Annotated in this window: 14 protein-coding genes; 6 read left to right on the top strand and 8 right to left on the bottom strand. The window is 74.9% G+C overall.

The window, feature by feature from the left end; genetic code table 11:
* Window position 1 precedes the first annotated feature (1 nt).
* The gene (locus tag ET471_RS02485) at window positions 2–1,006 is read right to left on the bottom strand and encodes an acetylxylan esterase (RefSeq protein ID WP_129186451.1); all 1,005 of its coding nucleotides are present in this window, start codon (window positions 1,004–1,006) and stop codon (window positions 2–4) included.
* Window positions 1,007–1,083: 77 nt separating this feature from the next.
* On the opposite strand from ET471_RS02485, the gene ET471_RS02480 reads away from it, so the two are divergent.
* Entirely contained in the window at window positions 1,084–2,877 is a 1,794-nt protein-coding gene (locus tag ET471_RS02480) for an ABC-F family ATP-binding cassette domain-containing protein (protein WP_129186450.1), read from the top strand.
* Window positions 2,878–3,104: 227 nt separating this feature from the next.
* Window positions 3,105–4,562, top strand: a complete 1,458-nt coding sequence (locus ET471_RS02475; RefSeq protein WP_165350378.1) for an outer membrane protein assembly factor BamB family protein — start codon at window positions 3,105–3,107, stop codon at window positions 4,560–4,562.
* A gap of 16 nt (window positions 4,563–4,578) precedes the next feature.
* On the opposite strand, the gene ET471_RS02470 is transcribed toward ET471_RS02475, so the two are convergent.
* Window positions 4,579–5,022 carry a GNAT family acetyltransferase gene (locus tag ET471_RS02470; RefSeq protein WP_129186448.1) on the bottom strand — a complete coding sequence of 148 codons (444 nt, stop codon included), beginning with the start codon at window positions 5,020–5,022 and terminating at the stop codon, window positions 4,579–4,581.
* 17 nt (window positions 5,023–5,039) lie between these two features.
* On the opposite strand from ET471_RS02470, the gene ET471_RS02465 reads away from it, so the two are divergent.
* Both ET471_RS02465 and ET471_RS02460 read left to right on the top strand, forming a co-directional pair.
* The gene (locus tag ET471_RS02465) at window positions 5,040–5,663 is read left to right on the top strand and encodes a hypothetical protein (RefSeq protein ID WP_129186447.1); all 624 of its coding nucleotides are present in this window, start codon (window positions 5,040–5,042) and stop codon (window positions 5,661–5,663) included.
* 46 nt (window positions 5,664–5,709) lie between these two features.
* Complete coding sequence (locus ET471_RS02460) at window positions 5,710–7,731, top strand: outer membrane protein assembly factor BamB family protein (RefSeq protein WP_129186446.1); 2,022 nt, start codon at window positions 5,710–5,712, stop codon at window positions 7,729–7,731.
* On the opposite strand, the gene ET471_RS02455 is transcribed toward ET471_RS02460, so the two are convergent.
* From ET471_RS02455 to ET471_RS02430, 6 genes are all read right to left on the bottom strand, one after another.
* Window positions 7,724–8,938, bottom strand: coding sequence for an MFS transporter (locus ET471_RS02455; RefSeq protein WP_242496386.1), 1,215 nt, complete (start codon window positions 8,936–8,938; stop codon window positions 7,724–7,726). The two genes, ET471_RS02460 and ET471_RS02455, sit on opposite strands and share 8 nt — an antisense overlap.
* 56 nt (window positions 8,939–8,994) lie before the next feature.
* Complete coding sequence (locus ET471_RS02450) at window positions 8,995–9,735, bottom strand: hypothetical protein (protein ID WP_129186445.1); 741 nt, start codon at window positions 9,733–9,735, stop codon at window positions 8,995–8,997.
* Window positions 9,728–10,270: a MarR family winged helix-turn-helix transcriptional regulator gene (locus ET471_RS02445; protein ID WP_129186444.1), complete on the bottom strand. Its 543-nt coding sequence runs from the start codon at window positions 10,268–10,270 to the stop codon at window positions 9,728–9,730. Before ET471_RS02445 ends, ET471_RS02450 begins: the two co-directional genes overlap by 8 nt.
* A 71-nt stretch (window positions 10,271–10,341) precedes the next feature.
* The gene (locus ET471_RS02440; protein WP_129186443.1) at window positions 10,342–11,553 is read right to left on the bottom strand and encodes an ABC transporter permease; all 1,212 of its coding nucleotides are present in this window, start codon (window positions 11,551–11,553) and stop codon (window positions 10,342–10,344) included.
* Entirely contained in the window at window positions 11,550–12,452 is a 903-nt protein-coding gene (locus ET471_RS02435) for an ABC transporter ATP-binding protein (RefSeq protein ID WP_129186442.1), read from the bottom strand. Before ET471_RS02435 ends, ET471_RS02440 begins: the two co-directional genes overlap by 4 nt.
* Before the next feature lie 90 nt (window positions 12,453–12,542).
* The gene (locus ET471_RS02430) at window positions 12,543–13,154 is read right to left on the bottom strand and encodes a TetR/AcrR family transcriptional regulator (protein WP_207207367.1); all 612 of its coding nucleotides are present in this window, start codon (window positions 13,152–13,154) and stop codon (window positions 12,543–12,545) included.
* A 206-nt stretch (window positions 13,155–13,360) separates the two neighbouring features.
* Here ET471_RS02430 and ET471_RS02425 point away from each other — a divergent pair, with 206 nt between their 5' ends.
* Together ET471_RS02425 and ET471_RS02420 are read left to right on the top strand one after the other, a co-directional pair.
* Entirely contained in the window at window positions 13,361–14,347 is a 987-nt protein-coding gene (locus tag ET471_RS02425) for a GDP-mannose 4,6-dehydratase (RefSeq protein ID WP_129186440.1), read from the top strand.
* A gap of 4 nt (window positions 14,348–14,351) precedes the next feature.
* Complete coding sequence (locus tag ET471_RS02420) at window positions 14,352–15,320, top strand: GDP-mannose 4,6-dehydratase (RefSeq protein ID WP_129186439.1); 969 nt, start codon at window positions 14,352–14,354, stop codon at window positions 15,318–15,320.
* The last annotated feature ends 47 nt before the right edge of the window (window positions 15,321–15,367 follow it).

Genomic DNA, 15,367 nt, shown 5'->3' with positions numbered 1-15,367 from the left:
CTCAGGACGCGTGCGTGCGGAGCCAGGCGAGCTGCTCCGGGAAGCGGTACGCCTGGCCGCCCTCGTGGTCGTTGTACGGGTAGACGTCGATCTTCTTCGTCACCTCGGCGCCCGTCTCGGCGCCCCACGCGTTGTACGCCGCGTACACCGTCGACGGCGGGCACGTGACGTCCATGAGGGCCACCGAGAACAGCGCCGGCGACGCCGCGTGCCGCGCGAGGTTGGCGCCGTCGAGGTACGACAGCGTGTTCCAGACGGTGGCCTCGACGGCGGGGTCGCGCCGGACCGACAGGTACTGCGTGATCTCGCCGTAGGGGCGCGAGTCGACGATCTGCACGGCCCGGCGGAAGTGGCTCAGGAACGGCACGTTCGGCATGGCGGCCGCGACGTCGTCGCCCACCATGGACAGGACCGACGCGACGGCGACGCACCCGCCGCCGCCCTGGCTCACGCCCGTGACGGCGACACGCGCCGGGTCGAGCCCCGGGACCTGCCGCACGGCGTCGACGGCGCGCACGCCGTCGGTGTAGAAGCGGCGGTAGTAGTGGTCGTGCGGGTCGTCGATGCCGGCGGTCATGAACCCGGCGACGCCGGCGCTGCGGCCCACCGGGTCTCCGGTCTCGCCGCCGGAGCCCCAGTGCCCGCCCTGCCCGCGCGTGTCCATGACCAGGTGCGCGACGCCGGCCGCGGCCCACGTGAGGTGCTCGTGCGGCAGGCCTCGGCCGCCGCCGTAGCCGAGCATCTCGACGACGACGGGCAGCGGACCGTCGGCACGCGCCGGGCGGACGAGCCACGCCTTGACGGGGTGGCCGCCGAACCCGGGGAACGTCACGTCGTCGACGACGACCTCCGTCAGCCCGGTCTCGACGCGCGCCAGCACGGGCGCGTCGCCGGTCGCGCGGGCCTCGGCGACCGTCGTCGTCCAGAACTCGACGAGGTCGGCCGGGCGCTGGACGTCGGGGGAGTACTGCTGGAGCTGCTCGAGCGGCAGGTCGAACTGGGCCATGGGCTGACCGTATCGGTTCGAGAGGGCGGACCCGCCACGCTGCGCTGGACGCCGGGGAGGGTCCGTACCCTTGTCCGGTGGCACATCTCCTCGGGGCGGAAGCCCTGCACCTCGAGTACCCGACGCGCGTCGTCTTCGACTCGGTGACCCTCGGCATCGACGAGGGCGACCGGGTCGGCATCGTCGGCCGCAACGGCGACGGCAAGTCCTCGCTGCTGGGCATGCTCGCGGGGCGCATCGAGCCCGACGGCGGCCGCGTCACCCGCCGCGGCGGCGTGCGCGTGGGCGTGCTCGACCAGGCCGACACCCTCGACGACGACACGACGGTCGGCCACGCCGTCGTCGGCGACCGGCCGCACCACGAGTGGGCCGGCGACGCCGGGGTGCGCGACGTCATCAACGGGCTCATCGCGGACCTCGCGTGGGACGCCCGCGTCGGCACGCTGTCGGGCGGGCAGCGGCGGCGCGTGGCGCTCGCGGCCCTGCTGGTGGGCGAGTGGGACGTGCTCATGCTCGACGAGCCCACCAACCACCTCGACGTCGAGGGCATCGCCTGGCTGGCCACCCACCTGAAGACCCGCTGGCAGCGCAACCAGGGCGGGCTGCTGCTCGTCACGCACGACCGCTGGTTCCTCGACGAGGTCGCGACGGCGACCTGGGAGGTGCACGACCGCATCGTCGAGCCCTTCGAGGGCGGGTACGCGGCCTACATCCTCCAGCGCGTCGAGCGCGACCGGCAGGCGGCCGCCGTCGAGCAGAAGCGCCAGAACCTCATGAAGAAGGAGCTCGCCTGGCTGCGCCGCGGCGCGCCCGCCAGGACGTCGAAGCCCAAGTTCCGCATCGACGCCGCCAACGCGCTCATCGCGGACGTGCCGCCGCCGCGCGACTCGCTCCAGCTCAACCGGCTCGCCGTCGCGCGGCTGGGCAAGGACGTCGTCGACCTGCAGGACGCCGGGGTGGCCTTCGACGGGCGGCAGATCATCGAGGGCGTCGAGTGGCACATCGCCCCGGGCGAGCGCACCGCGATCCTCGGGGCGAACGGCGCCGGGAAGTCGACGCTGCTCTCGCTCGTCGCGGGCACGCTGGAGCCCACGAGCGGGCGGGTCAAGCGCGGCAAGACCGTCCGGCTCGGCGTGCTCGACCAGCAGTTCACGCACCTCGACGAGATCGCCGACGACCGCGTCCGCGAGGTGCTCGCCCGCACGAAGACCACCTACGAGATCGACGGCAAGGACCTCACCCCCGCCCAGCTCCTCGAACGGCTCGGGTTCGCGCGCGAGCACCTGTCCGCGCGCGTCCGCGAGCTGTCGGGCGGGCAGAAGCGGCGCCTCCAGCTCCTGCTGGTGCTGCTGTCCGAGCCCAACCTGCTGATCCTCGACGAGCCCTCCAACGACGTCGACACCGACATGCTCGCCGCGATGGAGGACCTGCTGGACTCGTGGCCCGGGACGCTCATCGTCGTCTCGCACGACCGCTACCTGCTGGAGCGCGCCACCGACCAGCAGTACGCGATCCTCGACGGGCGGCTGCGGCACCTGCCGGGCGGCGTGGACGAGTACCTCGCGCTGCGCGAGGCGCAGCCCGCCGGCCGACCCGCGACGGCGTCGCCGGCCGAGCCCGCCGCGACCACCCCGCCACCCACGGACGCGTACACCCAGGCCGAGGTGCGCCAGGCCCGCAAGGACCTCGCGCGCATCGAGCGCCGCCTGTCGCGCATCGCCGACGACGAGGCCACGCTCCACGGCAAGATCGCCGCGGACCCGACCAACTTCGACGCCGTCGCCGAGCACGACTCCCGCCTGCGCGACCTCGCCGACGAGAAGGAGTCGCTCGAGCTGGAGTGGCTGGAGGCGGCGGAGATCGCGGGCTGAGCCTCCTGCAAGGGGCGGCCTGTTCCCGCGGACGTCCCGCGGGGCTACCGTGCGTCCGTGGTGCATCACAGCGACGCTTCGCGGACCGTCAGGTTCGACCTCGACCCCCGCCCGAGGACGAGCGAGGCGACGCGCCGGGCCTCGCCCCCGAGACGCCGGAGCCGGCTCGGACCACCCGCGCCGTCCGGGCCGTCCGCGCCTGGCCGCGACGCCGCAAGGTCGTCGCCGTGGGCGCCGTCGTCGGCCTCGTGCTCGCGGGCTCCGGGATCGCCGCCGCCGTCGACGTCGTGCGCGGCCACGAGCTGCGCGACCGGCTCGTCACGGCGCCCGGCGGCGTCGTCGGACTCGCCGCCGCCCCGGCGGAACGGTGGCGGACCGCGCTCGACCACCCGCGGGCGCTCGCGATCATGGACGGCCTGCTCGTGGTCGCCGAGACGGTACCGAACCAGGCGTTCGGCCAGGTCGTGCTCGACGCCCTCGACCCCGACGACGGCGCCGTGCGGTGGTCCACGCGCATCGGGGACGCGCACGATTGCGGTGCCGCGCCCGGTCCGGTCGGCGGCTGGGCGCCGGGTGTCGGGACGGCCGACACCGTGGTCTGCCTGACCGGTCCGGGCGCGGACGGCGTCGTCGTCGTCGTCGGGGCGGGCGGCGCGATCGTCGCGGACCGCCAGCTCGCGGGGAGCGCCCCCGGCGAGTACGACCTCGCGGCTCCGGGGGCCGTGGTGCGCGTCAGCCGCGTCGGCCCGCCGGCCGTGGCGCCGCTGGCCGCCGACGGTGCGCTGACCGAGGACTTCACGACGCGCGACATGCTCGTCCGGCTCGAGGACGCCGTGACGGGCGCGGAGCGCTGGTCCACGACCGTGCCCGGGGCGACGGCCCCCGCGGGCACCCGGGTCGACCGGATGACGCCGTGCGTCACATGGTCCGGCTCGGGCACCCCGGAGGTGACGAGCGACGAGAACGGGCTCTCGTCCGACGTCGGCGCGCAGCACGCGACGCTGGAGGCCTGCGGCGTCAGCGTCACGCTCGACCTCGCCACGGGCGCGGTCATGCGGTCCGTCGACCACTTCGACCCCGACCAGGCGTGGGACCCGGACGTCCGCCCCCTCGACGGCGGCGGCTGGGCGACGGGCGTCCCGGCCGCGGCCGTCGCGGGCTGGACGACCCGGGTCCAGCGGGACGACGGGACGGTCGTCGGCGTCGTCGACGGGGCCGTGCGGGCCCCCCTCGCCACCGACGGCTCACCGGCGGACGTCCTCCTGACGGACACGCACGGCCTCACCGGCGTCGACCCCGCCGACACGTCCGAGCTGTGGAACCAGCCCGGCGCGCACCCGCAGCCCCTCGTGCGCGCGGACGGCGTCGTCGTGGTCGCCTTCGAGACGTCGGTCGTGGCGGTGGACGCGCGCACGGGGCGTGAGCTGTGGCGCAAGGACGCGTTCCTGGCGGACGTCCGCGGGGAGCTGCTCGCGACGGCCTTCACGGACGGTCGCCGCGCGGTGATCGCCGAGCAGGTCGGCGACCTGCCCGCCGACGGCGCCCCCGGCACGCTCCGGCTGCGCGCCCTCGACCTGGCGACGGGCGACGTCACGTGGTCGGAGGAGAAGACGGCACCCGTCCCGCAGGCGGTCGGCGGGCGGCTCTACGAGCTCTCCGACGACGCGGTGACCGCTCTCGGGTAGCCCGGGCGCGGCGCCGTCAGAACCAGCGGCCGAGCACCGTCGTCGCCTGGTCCTCGTACCCCAGGCGCTCGTAGAAGCCGCGCACCTGTGCGTTCGTGGTGCGGACCATGAGCTGCACCTTGCGGGCGCCCGCGGCGCGCAGCCAGTCCTCGCCCGCCGCGACGGCGGCCCTGCCGAGCCCGCCGCCCTGGAGCGCCGGGGCGACGGCGACGTAGTACAGCCAGCCGCGGTGGCCGTCGAGGCCCGCCAGGACGCTCGCGACGACCGCGCCGCCCTGGTGCGCGACCAGCACCGTGGACGTCGGACCGCGGCGGGCGTCCGCGATGTCCACCTGCGGGTCGTTCCACGGACGTGTGAGCCCGCACTCCTGCCACAGCGCGACGACGCCGGGGACGTCGTCGTCGGTGATCTCGGCGAAGTCGGCGATGTCGGTAAGGACGCTGGTCGCGCGGGCGGTCACTGCGGCAGGCTAGCGCGATGGCCGAGCACCCTGTCGAGCGCCCCGTCGAGCCCTTCGCCGGGCCCCGTGTCGAGGTCTACGACGGCGACCTGTCGCGCGTCGCCGTCGTGCTGCCGGGCACCGGGTACTCCGCCGAGCGGCCGGCGCTCGCCTTCCCGAGCCTCGCCCTGCGCGAGGCCGGGTGGAGCCTGCGGACCGTCGTCTGGGGCTCGCGGCCCGACGCCGCCACCGGGCGCGCCGCCTACGAGCGGGTGGTGCGCGAGGCGCTGGCCGACCGGCCCGACGCGCGGCACCTCGTGGTCGGCAAGTCGCTCGGCACCTTCGTGCTGCCGCTGTGCGCCGCGCTCGGCGTCCCCGGGGCCTGGCTCACGCCGCCGCTGACCGCCGTCGCCGCGGCCGCGCTCGGGGCGGACGACGTGCCCGGCGCCGTCGCGCGGCTCGCCGCTCCCGCGGTGCTCGTGGGCGGCACGGCCGACCCTTTCTGGGACCGCGACGTCGCCGCCCGCGGGGGCGCGGACGTCGTCGAGGTACCCGGCGCGGTGCACACGCTCGAGGTGCCCGGGGACTGGCGGGCGTCGCTCGCGGCCGCCGGCGCGGTGACGGCCGCGGTGCTCGCCCTCGCGGAGCGCATCACGGCGTGACGCCGCCGGGTGCCGCGGCCGCGCGGCCGGCGGTATCGTCCCGCCCGTGGCCCGCAGACGCGCCGACGACGACTCCTTCGCCTTCGACCTCGACCCCGACGACGCGCCGCCCGTCGCGGCCGGGACGTCGCGCGCTGGGGCGTCGCTGGACCAGGCGTGGCAGGACCGGGCGTCGCGGGACGGGCTGCCGCGGACGTCGCCGCGGGTCGGCACGTCCCGGGCTGGGCGGGCGTCGGCGGGCGGCCCGACGATCCGGTTCGACCTCGTGCCCGACGACGAGCTCCCGGGCGGCGACCTCGCGGGCGGCGACCTCCCCGGCGGCGAGGAGCTCCCGCCGTCGCGCCTCGCCCTGGCCGCGGCGGCGGTCGGCGCGCGCGTGCGGTCCTGGCCGCGCCGCCGCGTCGTCGCGGTCGCGACCGTCGTCGCCGTCCTGGCCGCGGGCACGGTGACCGCCGACGTGCTCGTCTCCCGGGCCCGGCAGCGCGCCTGGGCGCAGGTCGCCGCGACGACGTCGGGCGCCGTCCTCGACCTCGGCCACGCCCCCGTCGAGGCGGCGCGCGTCCCGGTGGACACGCCGTCGCCCGTCGCGCTCGTGGGCGGCACGCTCGTGGTCCAGGAGCGGCAGGGCAGCGGCGTCGCCCCGCTCGGCGCGGCGCCGACGCTGCACGGCATCGACGTCGCCACGGGCGAGCTGGTCTGGACCACGCAGGTCGCCACGGCCGACGTCCCCCAGGGCGTCGGCACGTGCACCGCGGGCGCGCCCGACCTGACGTGGACGTCGATCGTGGCGACCCGCGTGGCCCGGGCGGCGTTCGTCGTGTGCCTGTCCGACGACCTGCGCAGGGTCGTCGTCGTCGACGGCGCCGGCAGGATCCTGGCGGGCCGCGAGCTCGACGACCTCCCGCAGGACGAGCCGGTCGTCGCCCCGGGCCCCGGCGAGAGCGTCGTCCTCGACACCTCGCCGAGCGCCGCGCACCGCATCCTCGTGACCGCCGACGGCAGCCTCCTGCGCATCGACCGGCTCGGTACCCCGCTCGCGCCGGCACGCGTCAGCCCGCTCGCCACGACCGCCGCGAGCGACACGTCGGTCGGCTCCACCACGCTCCTCGACCCGCTCGTCACGCGCGACGTGCGGGTGCGCCTCGAGGACGCCGTGACCGGCCGCGTGCGCTGGGAGACGGTGCTCGACAGCGCGGACCTGCCCGCCGGGAGCACGCTCACCGGAGGCTCGATGTGCCAGGCGTGGACCGGGATGGCCCTCGACCAGGACGACCTCGTCGTCGAGACCGAGAACGCGTGGAGCGACAACGTCACGTCGCAGCGCCTGCGCACCGTCATGTGCGGGCTCGACGTCGCGCTCGACCTGCGCACGGGCGAGGTCGTCGAGCAGCAGGACGTCTCGGCGCCCGGCTACGCCCCGGCCTGGGGGCCGTCCATCGCGCTGCCCGACGGCGGCTGGGGCGAGCTCACCCTCGTCGAGGACCCGTCGGACGGGATCCAGGACGCGTCGATGCACATCCTGCGCGACGACGGCAGCGTCGTCGGCGACATCCCCGGCATCGTGCTGCCGCCCTTCGCGACGGACGGCCCGTCGTCGGCGATGCTCATCGCGTCGGACCTGGGCGTCGTCGCGGGCGGCGGGTCCGGCGTCGCCGCGTACGACGCCGACGACGCCACGCCGCTCTGGACGGCCAAGACCGTCACGAGCGCGCGGGTGCTGGTCCGGACGGCCGACGTCGTCGTCGTGTCGGACGGGCGGGTGGTCACGGGCCTCGACCGCGCGACGGGCGCGGTGCTGTGGACGCACGAGCCGCACGTGACCGGACAGCGGCCGGAGGGCTTCTCCGGCGTCCTCGACGCGCTCACGGACGGCCGCCGCGTCGTCGTCGTCTCCGCGGCGAGCGAGCAGGAGACCGTCGACCCGATCGATGGCAAGAAGGTCACGACGGCGCTGGACCTGCGCACCGGCGCCGTCGTGTGGACGACGACGGCGTCGAGCCGGACGCCCTACGCGGTCGCGGGGCGGCTCTTCCGGTTCGACGCCGACGCCGTGGTGCTGCTCAGGTAGCGGGCCGCGTCGCGACCGCCATCGTGACGCCCATGAGAGCGAGCACGCCCAGCACGCCCGCGAGCGGCACGGTCCAGCCGCCGCTCGCGCCGTGCAGCGCGCCGAGCGCCGTGGGGGCCAGGGCGGCGAACGCGTACCCGACGGTCTGCACAACGGCGGACGCCCGCCGGGCCGCCGCGACCGACGGCGCCCGCTGCGCGATGAGCATGAAGATGACCGTGAAGTTGCCGCCCTGCGCGACGCCGGCGAGCGAGACCCACAGCAGCGCGGCGCCCGGGGCGGCGAGCATCCCGGCGGGCAGCGCGACCCACAGCGCGACCAGGGTCAGGGAGACGACGCGCAGCGGCACCCGCCGCGCGAGCGCGAGGGGCGCCCCGAGGGACCCGAGCACGGCGCACAGCTGGAACGGGGCGGACAGCCCGCCCGCGGCGGCGGTGTCCACCCCGAGCCGCGCGTGCAGGATCTCCGGCAGCCACGCGGTGACGGCGTAGTACGACGACGACTGGCCCGCGAACGCGACGCACAGCAGCACGGTCAGGACCGTCATCGCGCGGCCGAGGTGCGGCGGCCCGTCGGCGCGCCGGGGCGACGTCGCGGCCGTCCGGGCGGCGGCGACGTCGGTGCTCCCGCGGACGGCGAGGCCCCATACGACGAACGCGACGACCGCCATCGCGGCCCACCCGGCGAGCGCCCACTGCCAGCCCCAGGCGACGGCCAGCGGCACGGTGAGCGTGGTCGCCAGGGCCGAGCCGACGTTCATCATCGCGGAGTACGCGCCCGTCACCACGGCGGAGCGCCGCTGGAAGTCGCGCGCGATGACGACGGGCACGGCGACGTTCCCGATGGTGATCCCGGCGCCCAGCACCGCGGTGCCCACGAGCGCGAGCGGCAGCGACGTCCCGGCGGAGCGGACCACCTGCCCGGCGAAGACGCCCACGACGGCCGCGAGCACGGCCCGCTCCGGCCCGGCCCGCGCGACGAGCACGGACGCCGGCGGGGTGAGCAGCGCGAAGCACAGCACGGGCACGCTGGTGAGCAGCCCGGCCTGCGCGGGCGTGAGCGACAGCGCCTCGGAGACCTGCCCGACGACGGGCGGCAGCGACGTCAGCGGCGCGCGCAGGTTGAGCGCGACGAGCAGCAGCGCCACCAGGACGAACCCCCCGGACCGCGCCGACACGAGCGGTCGGGACGACAGGGCGCGGGGCACCCGGTCACGGTACCCGCTGCGGCGGGCCCACCCGCCTGCGGCGAGACGGCGGGGTCTCAGTCGTCGATGCGCAGCACGTCGTCGACGGTCGCGGCCCGCGCCCCGAGCGCGCGCAGCGCCGGGTCGGCGAGCAGTGCCCGGACGATCTCGGCCGACCCGCCGACGGCGATCTCCTCGGTGTAGACGGGCGCCCCGACGAACCAGGCCCGGTCGTCGGGCCACACGAGCGACGGCGGGCTCGCGTGCTCGTGGGCGAGGGCGCCGGCGGACCGCCACGGTCCGGTCCACAGGTGGTAGCGGCGGCCGGGCAGCTCGAGCGGCGGCGCCGCGGGCCGCGGGACGCGGCGGCTGCGCAGCTCCGTGAGCGCCTCCGCCCGGGCGGAGGCCGCGAGCGGCGTGCTCGTCGGCGTCTCGGTGTTGAACGGGGTCCCGTCGGACGCCCACCCGAAGACCGCCATGCTGCCCGCGAGCGGGTCCTCGTCGGGGTCGTGCAGGAACCCCCAGCCCTCCCACAGCGCGCAGTGCACGTCCTGGTTGCCGGTCCACCGGGCCAGGACGCTGAGGACGTCCAGGAGGACCGACAGCGGCGTCGTCGCGGCGCAGCACCGCCCGGAGCGCGGGTCGCCGCCGGCGTCGTCGTCGGGCCGCGGGACGGGGACGACGGCGTAGGCCGCGTACCCGTGCGGCACGGCGTGGCCGACGCTCGGGCCGAAGGGACCGAGCCGGGCGGCGACCCAGTCGCCCGCGGCCGGGGAGCCGTCCCAGCGGGCTCCGACGGCGGCGAGCCGGTCAGGCACGGGACGCGTCGTCGAACTGCGCGATGAGGGCGCGCAGCAGGCCGGCGAGCTGGGGCCGGTGCGCGGCGGGCAGGTCGGCGAGCATGGCGGACTCGTGCGTGAGCAGGTCGGTGAACGCGGCGTCCACGCGCGTGCGCCCGGCGGTGGTGAGCCGCACGACGACGCCGCGGCGGTCGTCGGGGGAGCGGTGCCGCTCCACGAGGCCGCGCCCCTCGAGCCGGTCGATGCGGTTCGTCATGGTGCCGCTCGTGACGAGCGTGGCCGTCACGAGCGCCCCGGGGGAGAGCTCGTACGGCTCTCCGGCGCGGCGCAGCGCGGAGAGCACGTCGAACTCCCAGCTGTCGAGCTCGTGCGTGCTGAACGCGGTGCGGCGGGCCAGGTCCAGGTGCCGCGCCAGGCGCGTGACCCGCGAGAACACCTCGAGCGGCTCGACGTCGAGGTCGGGCCGCTCGCGCCGCCAGTCGGCGACGATGCGGTCGACCTCGTCGACGCGCGACTCCTGCGGCTCCGGCGACGCGGGGACGGCTGACTCCATGGACCGGAGACTACCGCCGATCTCTCGACGTCAAGACTCTTGACCAGAGGTTCGCCGGCCGCGTGGCCGAGTCAGGAGGCGCGCAGCGCGTCCCGCAGCTTGATGCGGGCACCGGTGCGCAGCACGGCGTTGGAGTAGATCTTGCCCGCCAGCCACACGAGCACCGGGATCACCGCGAGCGAGAGCGCCAGGGCCACGAGCAGCTCCCACTGCGGTGCCACGCCCAGCGCCTGGCGCATCGGCATGAGGAACGGGGCGAAGCCCGGCACGAACGACAGCGTCGTCGCGAGCTGGTTGTGCGGGTCCCAGGGCAGCACGGAGACGCCCAGCACGTACGGCAGCACCATGAACATGATCGCGGGCGTGATCACCGAGCCCACCTCCTCCTGCCGCGAGACCAGCGCGGCCAGGGCGGCGAGGACCAGCGCGAAGGTGGCGAACCCGACCAGGAACCAGACCAGCGCCCAGGCGACCGTCGGGCCGAGGCGCAGGGTGGAGGTGTCCAGCAGCCCGGTGGCCGTCGCCGCGACGGCCGCCGCGGCGACGGTGAGCGCCACCTGTCCCAGCCCGAGCAGGCCGATGCCCAGCACCTTGCCCGCCATGAGCTGCGACGGCTTGACCGTGGACAGCAGCAGCTCGACGACGCGCGAGGTCTTCTCCTCGACGACGCCCTGCGCGACGAGCTGCCCGCCGATGATCAGCGCCATGTACATGAGGATGCCGACGAAGTAGCCGGCGAACACCTGCGTGAGGTCGCGCTCCTCGGGCGGGTCGAGCGCGACCACGTCGGCGTGCGCGCCCGCGAGCGCGGTCGCGACCTGCGCCGGGTCGCCGCCGAGCGCGGTGACCTGCGCGGCCAGCGCCTGCTGCTGCGCGATCCCGGTGAGCACCGGCTGGAGCTGCGAGTCGAGCGACGCGACGACGTGCACGGTGAGCGCGCCGTCGCCCCCCGCCTCGACGACGGCGTCGAAGCCGTCGTCGCGCAGCGCCGTCTCGATGTCGGCGTCGCTCACCGTCGAGACGTCGGCGGTGATCCCGGCGGCCTCGGTGGCCTGCTGGAGCACCGACACCGTGGCACCGTCGGTGGCGCCGAGCCGGACGTCCGACGACGCGCTGCCCGAGAGGGCGTTGGCCACGAGGATGCCGGCGACGACGGCGACGACGAGCAGCGCGGTCGTGATGATGAACGACCGCTGCCGCAGGCGGGTCATGAGCTCGCGCTCGGCGATGAGCCAGATCGCGCGGAACGTCGTCGTGGGCCGGGCCGGGGCGAGCGTGGTCATCGGGAGGTCTCCTCGGTCGCGACGACGTGGCGGAACAGGTCGGTCAGGGACGGGCGGGACGGGCCGAACTCGTGGACGGCGCCCGCGGCGAGTGCCGCGCGCAGCACGTCCTGCCCGTCGCCGTCGAGGGTCTCGATGACGGTCCGGTCGCCGTCGCGCGACAGGACCCGGGCCCCCGGCAGGGCGGCGAGCCACCCCGGGTCGGTCGGGCCGACCACCTCCCAGCGCGGCCGGTCGGTATGACGCAGGTCCGCGATGGAGCCGGTCGCGACCATGCGGCCCGACTTGATGATGCCGACGCGGTCGCACAGCCGCTCGACGAGCTCGAGCTGGTGCGACGAGAAGATGACGGGCACTCCGGCGGCCGACCGCTCGCGCAGCACGCCGGACATGACGTCGACGGCCACGGGGTCCAGGCCGGAGAACGGCTCGTCGAGCACGAGGATCTCGGGCTCGTGCACGAGCGCCGCGGCGAGCTGGACGCGCTGCTGGTTGCCGAGCGAGAGCTTCTGCACCTCGTCGCCCAGCCGCTCGGCCACGCCGAGCGTCTCCGCCCAGCGGGCCGCCGCCGCGCGGGCCCCCGCGGTGGTCAGGCCGTGCAGGCGGGCCAGGTACTCGAGCTGGTCGCGCACGCGCATCTTCGGGTACAGGCCGCGCTCCTCGGGCATGTACCCGATGCGGCGGCGGTCGTCGAGCGTGATGGGGCGGCCGTCCCAGCGCACGTCGCCGGCGTCGGCCGCGAGCACGCCGAGCACGATGCGCATCGTCGTCGTCTTGCCGGCGCCGTTGGAGCCGACGAAGCCGAAGATCTCCCCGGCGCCGACGCGGAAGGTGGCGCCGTCGAGGGCTTTCCGCTCCCCGTAGGACTTGGTGAGGTTCTCGAGCTCGAGTGCGGTCACGTCGTCGATCCTGCCCGAGACGTGGTCTGACCGCGAGACGCTGGCGGAAGTTGCTCCCGCGGGGCGGCCGGCCGGACGGGCGGGCTCGCGTCAGGGGCGGGGCGGCCGCGGCTTGGTCAGCTCGGGCTTCTTCTCCATGCCCTTGAGCCCGTTCCAGGCCAGGTTGACCAGGTGCGCGGCCACCTCGGCCTTCTTCGGCGACCGGGCGTCGAGCCAGTACTGCCCCGTCAGGGCGATCATGCCGACGAGCATCTGCGCGTAGAGCGGCGCCGTGCGCGGGTCGAGCCCGTTCTGGCGGAACTGCGCCTCGAGCAGGTGCTGCACCTGCGTGGCCACGTCGCCGATCAGGGAGGAGAACGTGCCCGTCGCCTGCGCGACGGGGGAGTCGCGCACCAGGATGCGGAACCCGTCCTCGTTCGTCTCGATGTACTCCAGCAGGGCGAGGGACGCCCGCTCGACGAGCACCTTGGGGTGCGCGGTCTCGGCCAGCGACCCGATGAGCGCGCCCGTCAGCGCCTGCACCTCCCGGTCGACGACGACGGCGTAGATGCCCTCCTTGCCCCCGAAGTGCTCGTACACCACCGGCTTGGACACCTCGGCGCGCGCCGCGATCTCCTCGACGCTCGTGCCGTCGAACCCCTTCTCCGCGAACAGGCCCCGGCTCACGGCCACGAGCTGCTCGCGCCGCTGGCTCGCCGTCATCCGGGCGCGCGGTGCGCGTGCGGTCGCTCGGTGCGGCTCGCGGCTCTCATGAGACATGGGGACCATTCTGCCCGGTAGCGGCCATCGGGACGGCTACGGCTGGTCGTGGCGACCTGCGGCGGCGCACTGCCAGGCGGGGTGAGATCCCGGGTGAGGTTGCCGCGAAGCCCTTAAGCCTCGTGCGGTCGTGCACCTACGCTCGCCGCATGCCCCGAGCCTTCATCACCGGGATCACCGGACAAGACGGCCTCTACCTGAGCGAGCTGCTGCTGCGCAAGGGCTACGAGGTGTTCGGGCTCTTGCGTGGCCAGAACAACCCCAAGGCGCAGCTCGTCCGTGAGGCGGTTCCGGGCGTCAGGCTCCTCACCGGTGACCTTGCCGACCTGTCGAGCCTGCTGCGCGCGTTGCGCGCGGCGCAGCCGGACGAGATCTACAACCTGGGAGCGATCTCGTACGTCGCGTACTCCTGGGAGAACGCGGACCTCACGACGGACGTCACCGGCAAGGGCGTGCTCAACATGCTCGAGGCGGCGCGCCTGTACGCGGGCGACGACCTGTCCCGTGTCCGCTTCTACCAGGCGTCGAGCTCCGAGATGTTTGGCAAGGTGCAGGAAGTACCGCAGCGTGAGACGACGCTCCTGTGGCCTCGCTCGCCGTACGGGGTGGCGAAGGTCTACGGCCACTACATGACGATCAACTACCGCGAGTCGTACGGACTGCACGCCTCCAGCGGCATCCTCTTCAACCACGAGTCGCCGCGGCGCGGGCCCGAGTTCGTCACGCGCAAGGTGAGCCAGGCCGTCGCGCGGATCGCGCTGGGTCTGCAGGACGAGCTCGTGCTGGGCAACCTCGAGGCGAAGCGCGACTGGGGCTTCGCCGGCGACTACGTGGACGCGATGTGGCGGATGCTCCAGCAGCCGGAGGGTGACGAGTATGTCGTGGCCACGGGCCAGACCCACTCGATCCGCGACCTGCTGGACGTGGCGTTCGGGTACGTGGGCATCGACGACTGGTCCTCCCTCGTGTCCCAGGACGAGCAGTTCATGCGCCCCGCGGAGGTCGACCTGCTCCTCGGGGACGCGACCAAGGCGCGCGAGCGGTTGGGGTGGACGCCGACCGTCGCGTTTCCCGACCTCGTCGCGATGATGATCGAGTACGACCTCGCCGAGCAGCGCAAGCTCGCCGGGCTGTAGCAGCGTGACGCGCGTCCTCATCACTGGTGTCACAGGCCAGGACGGCTCGTACCTGGCTGAGCGCCTCGTGGCCGAAGGCCATGAGGTCCATGGTGTCGTGCTGCCGTCAGAGGTTGACGTGCCGCTCGCCGAGGGCGTCGAGCGGCACGTCGCGGACCTGGCCGAGATCGGTGCGGTCGGTGCGGTCGTGAGCCGTGCGCGGCCGGACGCCGTGTACAACCTGGCGGGGATCAGCTCGGTGGCGCTGTCCTGGCGCGAGCCCGAGCTGACGGCGCGGGTCACGGGTGGTGTCGTGGCCGAGCTGCTCGCCGCGGTCCGCGAGGTCGAGGAGGGCACGGGCCGGGAGGTGCGCTTCCTGCAGGCGTCCAGCGCCGAGATCTTCGGCGCCCCGGAGACCTGGCCGCAGACGGAGGCCACGCCGGTCGCACCCGTGACGCCGTACGGTGCGGCGAAGGCGTTCGCCCATCACCTTGTCCAGGTCTTCCGCGGCACAGGGATGCACGCCTCGAACGTGATCCTCTACAACCACGAGTCACCGCGCCGTCCGACCACGTTCGTGACCCGCAAGATCACGAGCAACGTCGCCCGCATCGCCGTCCGGGGAACAGGAACGCTCGCGCTGGGCAACCTCGCCGCCGTGCGCGACTGGGGCTGGGCACCCGACTACGTCGACGCGATGGTCCGAGCACTGGAGCACGACCTGCCAGGGGACTACGTCGTCGCCACGGGCGAGTCGCGCACGGTCGGCGACTTCGTGCGAACATCCTTCGAGCACGTCGGGATCCAGGACTGGGAGAGCCACGTGGTCGTCGATACCCGCCTCCTTCGTGCGGCGGATGCACCCACGCTCGTCGGCGACGCGACACGTGCCCATGATGTGCTGGGCTGGAAGCCCATGGTGGCGTTCGAGGACCTGGTGTGCCGGATGGTCGACGCCGACCTCGAACGAGTGCGCGCCGAGCATCGCGGCTGAGGCCTGCGGAGGACGTCGAGGCCGTCACAGCCCCACCGACCTGGCAG

Source organism: Xylanimonas protaetiae (assembly GCF_004135385.1).
In the GTDB taxonomy this organism is placed as follows: domain Bacteria; phylum Actinomycetota; class Actinomycetes; order Actinomycetales; family Cellulomonadaceae; genus Xylanimonas; species Xylanimonas protaetiae.
Note: the sequence above shows the minus strand (reverse complement) of the source record. Positions and strands in the feature narration are given on the sequence as shown.

Excerpts from the sequence above, each read along its gene's own strand:
- ET471_RS02425 (WP_129186440.1), top strand. The coding sequence starts at position 13,361 with ATGCCCCGAGCCTTCATCACCGGGATCACCGGACAAGACGGCCTCTAC.
- ET471_RS02440 (WP_129186443.1), bottom strand. The coding sequence starts at position 11,553 with ATGACCACGCTCGCCCCGGCCCGGCCCACGACGACGTTCCGCGCGATC.
- ET471_RS02445 (WP_129186444.1), bottom strand. The coding sequence starts at position 10,270 with ATGGAGTCAGCCGTCCCCGCGTCGCCGGAGCCGCAGGAGTCGCGCGTC.
- ET471_RS02465 (WP_129186447.1), top strand. The coding sequence starts at position 5,040 with ATGGCCGAGCACCCTGTCGAGCGCCCCGTCGAGCCCTTCGCCGGGCCC.
- ET471_RS02485 (WP_129186451.1), bottom strand. The coding sequence starts at position 1,006 with ATGGCCCAGTTCGACCTGCCGCTCGAGCAGCTCCAGCAGTACTCCCCC.
- ET471_RS02430 (WP_207207367.1), bottom strand. The coding sequence starts at position 13,154 with ATGACGGCGAGCCAGCGGCGCGAGCAGCTCGTGGCCGTGAGCCGGGGC.